Origin of the sequence: Roseomonas alba, from assembly GCF_019430885.1 — a bacterium.
Taxonomy (GTDB): Bacteria; Pseudomonadota; Alphaproteobacteria; order Acetobacterales; family Acetobacteraceae; genus Neoroseomonas; species Neoroseomonas alba.
Map to the genome: position 1 here is coordinate 130,024 of NZ_JAHYBZ010000002.1, position 12,958 is coordinate 142,981.

12 protein-coding genes are annotated in these 12,958 nt (G+C 70.0%); 7 read left to right on the forward strand and 5 right to left on the reverse strand.

What is annotated here, in order from left to right; genetic code table 11:
* Positions 1-79 precede the first annotated feature (79 nt).
* Together KPL78_RS05060 and KPL78_RS05065 are read right to left on the reverse strand one after the other, a co-directional pair.
* The gene (locus tag KPL78_RS05060) at positions 80-1,090 is read right to left on the reverse strand and encodes a C-terminal binding protein (protein ID WP_219761835.1); all 1,011 of its coding nucleotides are present in this window, start codon (positions 1,088-1,090) and stop codon (positions 80-82) included.
* A gap of 70 nt (positions 1,091-1,160) precedes the next feature.
* Positions 1,161-2,507, reverse strand: coding sequence for a ferredoxin reductase family protein (locus KPL78_RS05065; RefSeq protein ID WP_219761836.1), 1,347 nt, complete (start codon positions 2,505-2,507; stop codon positions 1,161-1,163).
* Between the two features lie 225 nt (positions 2,508-2,732).
* Between KPL78_RS05065 and KPL78_RS05070 the strand changes: the two genes are divergently transcribed.
* The 5 genes from KPL78_RS05070 to KPL78_RS30635 all read left to right on the forward strand — a co-directional run bounded on the left by KPL78_RS05070 (position 2,733) and on the right by KPL78_RS30635 (position 8,505).
* A complete protein-coding gene (locus KPL78_RS05070) occupies positions 2,733-3,188 on the forward strand; it encodes a MarR family winged helix-turn-helix transcriptional regulator (protein ID WP_219761837.1) in 456 nt (151 codons plus the stop codon).
* A 12-nt stretch (positions 3,189-3,200) separates the two neighbouring features.
* The gene (locus KPL78_RS05075; RefSeq protein ID WP_219761838.1) at positions 3,201-4,292 is read left to right on the forward strand and encodes an HlyD family secretion protein; all 1,092 of its coding nucleotides are present in this window, start codon (positions 3,201-3,203) and stop codon (positions 4,290-4,292) included.
* 153 nt (positions 4,293-4,445) lie between these two features.
* A complete protein-coding gene (locus KPL78_RS05080; protein ID WP_219761839.1) occupies positions 4,446-6,005 on the forward strand; it encodes a DHA2 family efflux MFS transporter permease subunit in 1,560 nt (519 codons plus the stop codon).
* 54 nt (positions 6,006-6,059) lie between these two features.
* Entirely contained in the window at positions 6,060-6,809 is a 750-nt protein-coding gene (locus KPL78_RS05085; RefSeq protein ID WP_219761840.1) for an SDR family NAD(P)-dependent oxidoreductase, read from the forward strand.
* A 463-nt stretch (positions 6,810-7,272) separates the two neighbouring features.
* Positions 7,273-8,505, forward strand: a complete 1,233-nt coding sequence (locus KPL78_RS30635; protein WP_304621868.1) for a c-type cytochrome — start codon at positions 7,273-7,275, stop codon at positions 8,503-8,505.
* Here the strand turns inward: KPL78_RS30635 and KPL78_RS05095 are convergent, their stop codons facing one another.
* From KPL78_RS05095 to ubiA, 3 genes are all read right to left on the reverse strand, one after another.
* On the reverse strand, positions 8,506-8,922 hold the full coding sequence (locus KPL78_RS05095) for a type IV secretion protein Rhs (protein ID WP_219761842.1): 417 nt from the start codon (positions 8,920-8,922) through the stop codon (positions 8,506-8,508).
* A gap of 47 nt (positions 8,923-8,969) precedes the next feature.
* Positions 8,970-9,611 (reverse strand): class I SAM-dependent methyltransferase, encoded by a 642-nt coding sequence (locus tag KPL78_RS05100; RefSeq protein ID WP_219761843.1) that lies wholly within the window; start codon positions 9,609-9,611, stop codon positions 8,970-8,972.
* 134 nt (positions 9,612-9,745) lie between these two features.
* Positions 9,746-10,645, reverse strand: coding sequence for a 4-hydroxybenzoate octaprenyltransferase (gene ubiA, locus KPL78_RS05105; RefSeq protein WP_219761844.1), 900 nt, complete (start codon positions 10,643-10,645; stop codon positions 9,746-9,748).
* 29 nt (positions 10,646-10,674) lie between these two features.
* Here ubiA and KPL78_RS05110 point away from each other — a divergent pair, with 29 nt between their 5' ends.
* Positions 10,675-11,400 carry a 16S rRNA (uracil(1498)-N(3))-methyltransferase gene (locus tag KPL78_RS05110; protein WP_219761845.1) on the forward strand — a complete coding sequence of 242 codons (726 nt, stop codon included), beginning with the start codon at positions 10,675-10,677 and terminating at the stop codon, positions 11,398-11,400.
* Between the two features lie 36 nt (positions 11,401-11,436).
* Complete coding sequence (locus KPL78_RS05115; protein ID WP_219761846.1) at positions 11,437-12,780, forward strand: glutamate--cysteine ligase; 1,344 nt, start codon at positions 11,437-11,439, stop codon at positions 12,778-12,780.
* Positions 12,781-12,958: the final 178 nt, after the last annotated feature.

Sequence of the window (12,958 nt, forward strand, 5' to 3'; positions counted from 1 at the left end):
GCCAAGTATCGGTTTCCAAAGGCCCTGTGGCCTTTGGTGGGGTGAGGTCCGGAGAGGGGCAAAGCCCCTCTCTGGTCGATCAGTCGCTTTCGGGCGCAATCACGTTGGTGTTGAGCCCTTCCACCAGCACGTCCCGCATCGTCTCCGCGGATTTCAGCCGGATGTCGTCCCAGGCCTCGGGTGTGTGGAAGGCGATGTGCGGGCAGATGATCAGCCGGCCGGTCAGCCAATCCTCCTTATCGCGATAGGCGCGCAGCAGGGCGGGAATGGGTTCGACCGGCGGTTCCACCGGAATCACGTCGAGCCCAGCCGCGGCGACGTGCCCGTCGCGCATCACGCGTTCCAGCGCATCGATGTCGAGGATCGGCCCGCGCGCGGTGTTGATGACGACCGCGTTCTTCGGCAGCAGGCGCAGCTCGCGCTCACCGATCAGGTTGCGCGTGTTGCGCGTCAGCGGGCAGTGGATGGACAGTACATCCGACTGCGCGAGCAACTCGTCCAGCGTGCGGCAGCGCGACACGGCGATGGCGCGGTCGGCGCCGTTCGGCAGCGCCGGATCGTAGAAGGCGACGCGATAGCCGAGCGCCTTGGCGCGCAGTGCCGCCGCCGTGCCGATGCGGCCCAGGCCGACGATGCCGAAGGTCTGCACTTCCTGCCGCCGCACGGCGGGGCTCGGCATCACGCCCCAGCGCGCCGGGTTCGGGCCGCGCTGCGTGTCGTGGTACAGCGTCAGCCCCCGCCGCAGGCCGAGCGCCATCAGCACGGCGAATTCCGCGACCTCCTGCGTGCCGTAGTCAGGCACGTTGCAGACCTTGATGTTGCGTGCCGCCGCCGCCGCGCGATCGACGCGGTCATAGCCCACGCCCATGCGGATGATGACGCGCAGCTTCGGGAAGCGGGCGATCTGGTCGGCCGGCACGGCCATGCGCAGTGTCATCAGCGCATCGGCCTGCTGGCAGAGCGCGTCCGGCAATTCGGCCAGCGACGATTTGCACGCACCCTGCACGATGCGTACCGAAGGCCCCATGACCCGTTGCTCGAGATCGGTGTCGGGATAGAGCCCTTCGGGCTCGAGCACGGTCAGCGTCATGCGTTTTCCTCCTGGTCGCGGGCGGAGGATGCGGGGGCGGGGGCCGACAGGCAAGTCGCCCTCCGCGGCATCAGCGCATGGCGAAGAGCTCCTGGTGGAAGTGCTCCTGCACTGGGAAGCCCTGGGCGGCGAAGTCGTCTCGCAGCGCCTCCCCGAACCGGGCCGGGCCGCAGAACCACAGGCTGGCATCGCGCCAGTCCGGGACCTCGGCACGGATGCGTTCCCCGTTCAGCCGGCCATGCTTTGCGTCGTGCAGCACATGCAGGCGGACGCCTGCCTTCGCGGCATCGGCCGTCAGCTTGGCGATGGCCTCTTCCGAGAAGTCGGCGGTCGGGTGGAACAGGTCGATCGGCGGCGTGTTCAGGCCGGCCTGGCGGTCCAGCGCGATCTGCTTCATCCGCGCGATGAAGGGGGTGATGCCGATGCCCGCGCCGATCCAGATCTGGCGCGGCCGGTCACACTCGAAGGTGAAGCAGCCATAGGGGCCTTCGACCCGCACCTTCTGGCCGATCTGCAGCTGGTCGGCCAGCCGGCTGGTATGGTCGCCGAGCGCCTTGGTGACGAAGGTAATGCGCCGGTCGCCCTCATGCCAGGCGGAGGCGATGGTGTAGGGATGCGCACCCTCGGACGGGTCGGACATGGCGAAGGCGAATTGCCCTGCCCGATGTCCGGGCCAACCCTGTGGCACGGCGATCTCGGTCTCCAACACGCGCAGTTCCGGATAGCGGGTGAGGGCGACGATCTCTCCCTGGACCTGTCGCGCGGCGCCGACCCGCCGCAGCAGCACGATGATGGCGGCATAGGTGCCATAGGCCAGCAGCGCGGCCAGCACGACGCCGAGCGGCGTGACCCAATAGGCGAACTGCGTCAGCACCACCGCGTGGAAGACCAGCACGAGGTAACTGATCGCCAGGATCCGGTGCGTCTTGAAGAACCAGCGATAGGGAAAGCGCGGGATCAGCGCGAGGACGATCAGCGCGACGACCGCATAGAAGGCCCATTCGCCCAGGCCTTCCGCGGTGCCGCGATACGACCGCAGGAAGGCCTCGACGGGATCGGTGATGACCGGGCGCGGCCCGCGCGGCGGCCGGGTGAGCCAGCCATACCCCACCGCCCATTTCGGCCCCTGCGTCCACAGCCAGTGGATGACGGAGATCGTCAGCGCCGCGATGCCGAGCCACTTGTGCAGCCGGTACATCTTGTCGAGCCCATTGCACCAGCGCTCGGGCCAGCGTGGGCGCAGGGCGAGGATCATCGCCACGCTCATGCAGGCCATGGCGAGCAGGCCCGTCCATTGGATCATGGCGTCGCGCAGGCGGAAGAAGGCGCTCGTCCACAGCGCCCCGGGATCGGCGACGACCCACAGCAGCGTGACGAGGCCGAGCAGCCCCCAAAGCGCGAGGCGGATCCGGTTCATGGCCGGGGCGTTCCGGCGTTCGGCGGCGAGGCTTTGGACATGCAGGTCATCCTGTCAGGATCTTTCCTGCCTGTAATCCGGGCAGGGCCTCCTTGGGTTGATCTGGGTCAGGCTTTGCGTTTCGCCGCGGTTTCGCTGGGTGTCCATATGTCGCGGTGCCCTACGGGCGAGGCATGGCATATACCCATTGAAGCTGATCATAACGCTGCTTATTATATCGGTGCTATGCCAGAAGCCCTCGATCGCGACCTGCTCTTCCTGCTCTCCGATGTCGGCAGGCTGGTCCGCATTCATGCGGATCGCCGCGCCAACCAGAGCGGCATGACGCGCGCGCAATGGGTCATCCTGGCGCGGCTCGAACGCATGGGCGGGCTCAGCCAGAAGGAACTGGCCGATGCGCTGGAGGTCGAGCCGATCACCGTCGGCCGGCAGATCGACCGGCTGCAGGCGCGCGGCCTGGTGGAACGGCACCCCGACCCGACCGATCGCCGCGTCTGGCGCCTGCACCTGACCCCGGCTGCCGGCCCCGTCCTGGAACGCATCGCCGCCTATCGCGAGGAACTCCACGCCCAGGTCACGCGCGACCTCGACGACGCCACCGTGCATCGCGTCGTCGAGGCGTTGATCACCATGAAAGAGCAGCTCCTGGCCGACGACCGCTTGCCGGACGAAGCTGCCTGAGGAACGTCCACCATGCCTGAAGGTCCATTGAGCGAATCACCGCGCGCGGTCGAGCGCGCAAGCACCACCGCACAGCCCCGCAAGCGCCGCCTGCGCCATGTCCTGATGGCCGCGGGCCTCGTCGCCGCGATCGGCGTGGCCGGCTATGGCTGGCTGACGGGCGGGCGCTACGTCTCCTCCGACAATGCCTATGTCCACGCCGACATGCTGATGGTTTCGACCGACGTCGCCGGCATCGTCCGCGCCGTGCCGGTGCACGAAGGCCAGACGGTGAAGGCGGGCGAGGTGCTCTACCAGCTTGACCAGACGCCCTTCGAGATCGCCGTCGCCGGCGCCGAGGCGCGGCTGCGCCAGGCGGTGCTGACCGTCGATGCGATGCGCGCCGACCTCACCCGCATGGAAAGCGACATCGCGGCGCAGGAGGCCGCGGTCGATCTCGCCCGCGCGCAGTTCGAACGGGCCGAGAGCCTGGTGCGCACGTCATCCGTCTCGCGCGCCACCTATGACGACTCGCGCTTCCATCTGCGCCAGGCGGAACAGCAGCTCGCCAGCCTGCGCCAGCAGGTGGAGGTGCAGCGCGCGAAGCTTGGCGGCGATCCCGACCAGCCGGTCGCGAACCAGCCCGAGGTGCAGCAGGCCCAGGCCGCGCTGGACGAGGCACGCCGACAGCTCGCCAACAGCACCGTCCGCGCGCCCTTCGACGGCATCGTGACGCGGGTCGAATCGGTGCAGCCGGGCCTCTACCTCGCCGCCTCGACGCCGGCCTTCGGCCTGGTCGGCACCGGCAGTACCTGGGTCGAGATCAACCCGAAGGAGACCGACCTCACCTATGTCCACCCCGGCGATCCGGTGACCTTCTCCGTCGATGCCTATCCGGGGCGCACGTGGCGCGGCACGGTCGCGTCGATCGCGCCGGCGACCGGCGCGCAGTTCTCGGTGCTGCCGGCGCAGAACACCAGCGGCAACTGGGTGAAGGTGGTCCAGCGCGTGCCCGTGCGCGTGCAGGTTACGCCGGAAGCCGGTGCCCCACCGCTGCGTGCGGGGATGAGCGTCGTCGCCAGCATCGACACCGGCCACCGGCGCAGCCTGTCCGATCTGTTCTGAGAGTCCGTTTGGAACGTCCGGCACTGGCCCGCACCCCCGCCCGACCGCCCATTTCCGGATACTGACCTGGGTGGCCGGGCGGGGGTGCGGGGTCGGGGCCGGGCCTGGAAACGCGCCGAATGGCGTGCTTCCAAACAACCCTTGAGGCATGCCATGTCCGCCGCAACCACGGCCGTCGCGGCCCCCGCGAGTGCGGAACCGAACCGCGCCCTGATCACCGTCTGCGCCATGGCGGCGACGCTGATGCAGGCGCTGGACGGAACCATCGCCAATGTCGCGCTGCCCTACATGCAGGGCGGGCTGTCCTCGACCGCCGACCAGGTCACCTGGGTGCTGACCTCCTACATCGTCGCCGCGGCGATCATGACCTCGCCGGTCGGCGCGCTCGCCGCACGCTATGGGCGCAAGCGCATCTTCCTCGTCTCGGTGGGCGGCTTCACCTTTGCCTCGCTGCTGTGCGGCGCGGCGCAGTCGCTCGAGCAGATGGTGCTGTTCCGCCTGTTGCAGGGCGCCTTCGGCGCGGCGCTGGTGCCGCTGTCCCAGGCGACGATGCTCGACATCTATCCCCCGGCGCGGCGCGGGTCGGCGATGGCCGTCTGGGGCATGGGCGTGATGCTGGGGCCGATCCTGGGGCCGACGCTCGGCGGCTGGCTGACCGAATCCTACAATTGGCGCTGGGTCTTCTACGTGAACCTGCCGGTCGGGCTGTTTGCCTTCGCGGGCCTGTGGATCTTCCTGCGCGAGGATCGTCCGGCCCATGCGCGATCCTTCGACTGGTTCGGCTTCACCGCGCTCAGCCTCGGCATCGGCGCGCTGCAGCTCATGCTCGACCGCGGGCAGCGGGAGGACTGGTTCACCTCGACCGAGATCCTGATCGAGGCCGGCCTCGCCGCGCTCGGCCTGTGGCTGTTCCTGGTGCATCTGCTGACGGCGGAGCGGCCCTTCATCCCGCCGCGCATCTTCAAGGACCTGAACTTCCTCTCGGCCTTCTTCATGATGTTCGTGGTCGGGGCGATCCTGTTCTCGACCTCGGCGTTGCTGGCGCCCTACCTCCAGACGCTCGGCGGCTATCCGGTCTTTGATGCGGGGCTGGTCATGGCACCGCGCGGCGTGGGGACCATGGCGGCGATGATGGTCGCAGGGCGGCTCGCCGACCGGGTCGATCCGCGCATGCTCATGCTGTTCGGCGTCGGCGTCATTGCCTGGACGATGTGGGACATGACGGGCTGGACGCCGGATCTGAGCCAGCACCAACTCATGCTCGTCACGGCGGCGCAGGGCTTCGGACTCGGCTTCATCTTCATCCCGCTGCAGGTGGTCGCCTTCGCCACCCTGCCGCCCGAGATGCGCACCGACGGCACCGCCCTGACCAGCCTGGTGCGCAACATCGGCAGTGCGATCGGCATCTCCACCACCATCGCGGTGCTGGAACACGACACGCAGGTGCTGCATGCCGAGATCGCCGGCAATGTCGGCCCGCTGAACCGCATGCTGCACCTGTCCGGCGTGTCGCAGTACTGGGACCCGACCACGACGGCCGGCGCCGCCATGCTGAATGACGAGGTCACACGCCAGGCGCAGATCATGGCCTATGCCAACGACTTTCATCTGCTGCTGCTGCTCTGCATCCCGACCGCGGCGCTGGTGCTGATGATGCGGCGCCCCGGCGGGCCGCGCCCTGCGGCCGATCCGGCGCATGCGGCGATGGACTGACCGCGGCGCCTCGCGATCCTATAGTCGCCACGCAGTCTTTGGAGATTCGGACGCATGGCGGAGCGCAACATCCTGGTCACCGGTGCGGCGAGCGGCATCGGAGCAGCCGCCTGTCGGGCGCTGGCCGGGCCGGGCGTGACGATCGCCGTGCACACGCGGGGCAACCGCGAGGGTTCGGCGCGCACCGTCGCCTCCGTCCGCGACCGTGGCGGCGAGGCCTACGAAATCTTCTGCGACCTGTCCGAAGCGGGCGCGCCGGAACGTGCGGTGCGCGAGGCGGCGGATCTGCTCGGCGGCCTGGACGTGGTCGTGTCCAACGCCGGCTTTGCCGACCGCACGCCCATCGCCGCCCTGACCGACGAAGGTTTCGCGAAGAGCCACGACGCGATCGCGCTCGCCTTCCTGCGCCTGGCGCGGGAGGCCGGGCCGATCCTGAAGCAGGGCAGGGACCCGCGGCTGATCGCCGTGTCTTCCTTCGTCGCGCATCTGTTCCGCAACGACGTGACGGCCTTCCCGGCCTCCGCCGCGGCCAAGGCGGCGGTCGAGGCGCTGGTGAAGTCCCTCGCGCTGGAATGGGCGCCGGATGTGACGGTGAACGCGGTGGTTCCAGGCTATACCCGCAAGGACCCCGGCGCCCACGCCGCCATGACGCCGGCGCAGTGGGAGGCGATCGCGGCGCGCATCCCGCTGCGGCGGCTCGGCACGCCGGACGACGTGGCGGCGGGGATTGCGTTCCTGGCGTCGCCGGCGGCGGGATATGTGACGGGGCAGGTGCTGCATGTCAGCGGTGGCGTCGTCGTGTGAGGGCACGCGGGGAGGGGCTTCGGCCTCCTCCGGGTCTCGCTCCGCCAGATGCCCGCGGCATTTGGCGGCGGAGATGACGACCCCTTCGACCGCGCCTGGTGTGCAGGGGCCGGTGGTCCGGCGCGACGCCAGGTCAGGGGTTGCAAGGGCCCTCCTGACTAGCGCCATGCTTTCGCTCTGGAATTGGAGGGGCTTTGCCCCTCCAAGCCACCCCACCAAAGGCCGAAAGGCCTTTGGAAACCTCAACTTGACGCCGGGCGCCGCTGACAGAACGGATGCCGAAACCCGCATTTGCGCACGAAGCGCGCTTGGTGGGTGCAGTACGACTGCCTTGCCCAACGCCAAAAGACTGCGGTCCAGGTGCTCCAAGCATCAGGGGCATCCATTGGCATTGCGTAGCAACGTCAATGGGACCCCGATGCTGGGGTGGTTTGGAGGGGCAAGGCCCCTCCAATGCGTCGCGTTGCTTCTGGCGCTGACAGCCCCGGCCCTGGCTCAGGACCAGGCCGCGGTGCATGGCGGCCCTGTCCGCGCCCTCGCTGTTGCGCCTGAGGGTGGATCGCTGGCATCGGCCGGCTTCGATCAGTCGGTGATCTTCTGGGACTTGGCCTCGGGCCGAGCGCGGGCAGTGGTGCGCTGGCATGGCGGGGCGGTGAACGCCCTTGCGCCCCTGGCCGATGGCGCGGTGGTTTCGGGCGGGGAGGATGGGCGCATCGCCGTCTGGTCGCGCGAGGGCAGGCTGGAACGCACGTTGCTGGGACACAACGGGCCGATTGCGGGATTGGCGGCTCGGGACGGGGTGATCGCTTCGGCGTCCTGGGACGGGACGGTGCGGGTCTGGGCGCCGGACGGGAGGGCCCGCGTGCTGGAAGGGCATCAGGGCAACGTCAATGCCATCGTCTTCCGGGCCGATGGCGTGCCGATGAGCGCGGGCTTCGACGGGACGGTGCGGGCGTGGCGGGCGGACAGGCTGGGCGAGGTGACCGCCGCCTTCGGACTGCCGCAGAACGCGCTGGCGGCACTGCCGGATGGGGGCCTCGCGGTCGGGGGCGTCGACGGGACGGTGCGGGTGATCGCCCCCACCGGGACGGTGCGGGAGGTGCTGACCCTGGGACGGCCGGTGGTGGCGCTGGCGGTGAACGGGTCCGGGACGCTGCTTGCGGCGGGATCGCTCGGCGGGAGCGTGGCGATCCTGGCGCTGCCCGAAGGGCGGCTGCTGCACACGCTGGAAGGCCCCGGCACGCCGGTCTGGTCCGCGGCCTTCGACAGTGATGGACGCACGTTGTGGACCGGTGGTGCCGACCGGCGGGTGCGGCGCTGGGACGCGCTGGCGGGCCGGGCACTCGGCCCGGCGGGGGAGGTGGAGCAGGCGGCGCTGCCCGATGGCCTCGACCCGCATGGCGCGCGCGTGTTCCGTGCCTGCGCGGCCTGTCATGCCCTGACGCCGGAAGGCGGCAACATGGCCGGCCCGACGCTGCATGGCCTGTTCGGCCGGCGGATGGGCAGCGTGCCGGGCTATGCCTACTCGGAACGACTGGCGCGCAGGGACATCGTCTGGACGCCGGAGACGGTGGCCGACCTGTTCACCCGCGGGCCTGATGTGGTGACGCCCGGCACGACCATGCCGGTACAGCGGCTGGAGAGTGCCGAGGACATGGAGGCGCTGCTGCGCTTCCTGGAACATGCGACGCGCTGATCAGCGCGAGGTGCTGCCGGTGAACTTTCCAGTGCCGTCATAGCTGCGCGTGCCGCCCGGGCCGCGCTCGGTCGTCCCGGTGTAGCGGCCAGACCCGTCATAGCTCTGGGTCCGATTGCCGCTACGCTGCGTGTAGCCTTGATAGCGGCCCTGGCCGTCGTAGCGGTTCACGCGGTCGCCGCTGCGTTCGGTATAGCCCTGGTAGCGGCCCTGCGCGTCGTAGCGGGTGACGCGCCCGCCGCTGCGCTCCGTGTAGCCCTGGTAGCGGCCTTGGGCATCGTAGCGGGTGACGCGATCGCCGCGGCGCTCCGTATAGCCCTGGTAGCGGCCCTGGGCGTCGTAGATCGTCTGGCGCTGCGCCCAGGCGGGGCAGGCGAGCAGCAGCAGGGGGAGGAGTGCGATGACAATGCGAAGCATGGCGCTGCGTCGGATGCAATCGCCAAACCTAGCATGTTCCGATGTCGTCACGGTAGCAGGCGGAACAGCGTCACCTCCCGTTGTCGGCGGTCTTCCAGCTCGAGCGTCGTCGGCACGACGTGGCGGGCAACGGGTTCCAGCCCCTGGCGCGGCAGGTAGGCGCGGCCGGGATCGGCGAGCAGCACCTCCGCCCCGCCCGCGGCCATGCCGCGCAGCCAGGGCAGGATATGCGCCGTCATCGGCGCCTCGTAGCAGACATCCCCGGCGAGGATGACGTCCCAGCGGCAGGGGGCGCCGACGATGTCACCCTCGGGCGTCGCGACGGTCACGCCGTTCAGCGCGGCGTTCAGCCGCACCGCGGCCAGGGCGAGGGGGTCGATCTCGGCAGCCTCGACCGAAGCGGCGCCCGCCATCGCCGCGGCCACTGAGGCGATGCCGCACCCCGCCGCGAAATCCAGCACCCGCTTGCCGGCGACGCGTGCCGGTTCATCGAGCAGCAGCCGCGCCGTCGCTTGCCCACCCGGCCAAGCGAAGGCCCAGAAGGGCGGCTCGATGTTGCGTTCCTTCAGCCAGTCTTCCGTGGCCTGCCAGATCGGGGTGATCTCGCTGGCAAGATACAGCGCGATTTCCGGCACCAGCGGCGCGCGCCCGACCACCGTATGGGCTACGACGAAATCCTCAGGCGTCATGCCGGACATTCAATGGTCCAGCGCCCAGCATCGGACCGCGAACGCGCCCAGGCTGGCTGCGGCCGCCGGAGCGCCCATGCACGGCGCGAAGCCAAGCCGGCCAGATGGCCGGCGCCCGGGGGACGAACGGAGGCTCACAGCCGTCCGATCAGGAAGGCGAGGGCGATCGCGAAGCCGACCTCGCGGTTCGCCCAGAACAGTCGCAGGCACAGTTCGGGATCATGGATGTCGAGCAGCACCACCTGCCGCGCCAGCAGTGCCGCCGGCAGCAGCAACGCCGGCGCGAACCACCAGGACAATCCGCCGAGCCAGCCCGCCAGCACCAGCAGGACTATCGCCACGCCATAGCAGGCGATCAGGAAGGGGCGCGTCTTCTCGCCGAAATGCAGGGCGGTGGACCCGATGCCGACCAGCGCGTCGTCCTCGCGGTCCTGATGCGCATAGATCGTGTCGTAGCCGAGGATCCAGAAGAACCCCGCCGCCCACAGCGCGATCGCCGCCGCATCCACCCGGCCCGTCGCCGCCGCGTAGCCCATGGGCGCCGCCCAGGAGAAGACCAGGCCAAGCATCGCCTGCGGAAAGTTCGTCACCCGCTTGGCCAGCGGATAGAGCACGACCGGCAGCAGCGACACGACGCCGAGCAGGATCGCGACCGGCGGCAGCATCAGCAGAATGACCAGCGACACCGCCAGCACGCCTGCCAGGAAGGCCAGCGCCTGTTTCGGCCGCACCGCGCCCGAGGCCAGCGGCCGCCCCGCCGTGCGTTCCACCTGGCGGTCGATGTCGCGGTCCCACAGATCGTTCACCACGCAGCCCGCGCCGCGCATCAGCACGGACCCCACGCCGAACAGCAGGGTCAGCCACAGCCCTCGCCCCCAGGACGGCGCGGCCATGGCGAAGGCCCAGAGCCCCGGCAGGAACAGCAGCCAGGACCCGATCGGCCGGTCGAGCCGCATCAGCAGCGCATAGGGACGCCAGCTCTCGGGCAGATGCGCCACCCAGCCGGTGGCGCGGATGTCGGTGTATCCGCTCACGCGGCGTATAAGCGCCAGCGAGGCCCGCCATGTCCACCCCACGACTCCATACCGACGCCGTGCTCGAACCGGGCGCCGAGATCGCCGCGACGCCCGCCCAGGCGCATCACCTCGGTACCGTGCTGCGGCGCGGGCCGGGCGATGCCGTTGCGCTGTTCAACGCCCGGGACGGCGAATTCGCCGCGACGGTCACGGCGCTGCGCAAGGATCGCGGCGCCTTCGCCGTCGGGGATCGCCTGCGCGCGCCGCGCCCGGAACCCGATCTCCGCTTGCTGGTCGCCGCCATCAAGCGCGATGCGCTGGACTGGGTCGTGGAGAAGGCGACCGAGCTCGGTGTTTCCGTCATCCAGCCCGTCATGACGCGGCGCAGCATCGTGGACCGGGTGAACACCGATCGCCTGGCCGCCATCGCCCGCGGCGCGGCCGAGCAGTGCGAGCGCCTGTCGGTCCCCACGGTCTGCCCTGCCGTCCCGCTGCATGCCGCGCTGGACGCCTGGGATGGGGCAGCGCTTTTCGTTGCCGCCGAGCGCAGGGGTGCAATGCCCCTCCGGCATGCCGCTGCCGGGGCAAGGCTTCCTCTCGGCTGGCTGGTCGGTCCCGAGGGCGGCTTCGAGGGTCGTGAGCTTGACGATACCGTAAGTCGTCCCTTTGTTACCGCCGTCGCCCTCGGCCCCCGCATCCTGCGGGCCGAGACGGCGGCGGTCGCGGGCCTCGCGGTGCTCCAGGCACTGGCGGGGGACTGGGACGTGAGCTGAACGCGCCGCGTCCTGCGGCGACCGCGGAAGGACTGCATGTCGAATCCTGGCGAGTCGGATCCCACGCCGATCACCTCGGCGCGTCAGCTTGCCGAGTGGTTCGCCGCCGGCAGCAAGCCGCGCGACCTCTGGCGCATCGGGACCGAGCACGAGAAGTTCGGCTTCCGCACCCGTGATTTCTCCCCGCCGCCCTACGAGCCGGGCGGCATCCGCGCCATGCTGGAAGGGCTGATGGCCTTCGGCTGGGAACCGATCCTCGACCGCGGCAACCCGATCGGGCTGAAGCGCGGCGATGCCTCGGTCTCGCTGGAACCCGGCGGGCAGTTCGAACTGTCCGGCGCACCGCTCGCAACAATGCATGAGGCGGCGGCCGAACTCGCCCAGCATCTGGAGGAGGTGCGCGCGGTGGCGGCACCGCTCGGCCTCGGCTTCGCGCCGCTCGGCTTCCATCCGCTGGCGACGCGGGACCAGATGCCCTGGATGCCCAAGGGCCGCTACGCGATCATGCGGGAATACATGCCGCGGGTCGGTCACATGGGCCTCGACATGATGCTGCGGACCTGCACGGTGCAGGTGAATCTCGACTTTGGCGCGGAAGCCGACATGGTCGAGAAGCTGCGCGTCTCGCTCGCGCTGCAGCCGCTGGCCACCGCGCTCTTTGCCAATTCGCCCTTCGCCGAGGGCAAGCCCAATGGCTACCGCACGCTACGCGGCAAGGTGTGGACCGACACCGACCCCGACCGCACCGGCATCCCCGCGGTCGCCTTCGAGGACGGCTTCGGCTTCGAACGCTTCGCCGACTGGGTGCTCGACGTGCCGATGTACTTCATCATGCGCGACGGGCAGTGGATCGATGCGGCGGGCATGTCCTTCCGCGCCTTCCTCGAAGGCCGCGCGGAGAAGCTGAAGGGCCACACGGCCACGATGGGCGACTGGGCCGACCACGTCACGACGGTCTTCACCGATGTGCGGCTGAAGCGGTTCCTCGAGATGCGCGGCGCGGATGCCGGGGCACCGGCCTTCCTGAACGCGCTGCCGGCCTTCTGGGTCGGGCTGCTCTATGACGACGCGGCACAGAAGGCCGCGCGGGCGCTCACGAAGGACTGGACGGTCGGCGAGATGCGCGCGCTGCGCGAGGCTGTGCCCGCCGCTGGCCTGACTGCGACCATCGCCGGGCGCAGCCTGATCGATGTCGCGCGCGAGGTGCTCGCCATCGCCCGTGACGGCCTGGTCGCGCGCGGGCTGGATGAGGCGATGTTCCTCGACCCGCTCGATGCCGTGGTGGCAACCGGGCAGACCCAGGCGGATCGCTGGCTCGATCGCTGCGCGACCGTGTGGCGCGGGGATGTCAGCCAGATCTTCGCCGAGGCCGCGGTCTGACGCGGGCGGTCCCTTCTCCCTGATCCGCGGAGTGGGGAGGGGCCGCGCCCCTGACGCGTGACGATGAGGGTGATGGCGGAACGGGGGAGGGCGATGCCTTCCCCCGGACCTCCACCCGCCAAAGGCCGCAGGGCCTTTGGAGACCAACACTTGATGGTCGGCGCGGAAGACGGTTTCC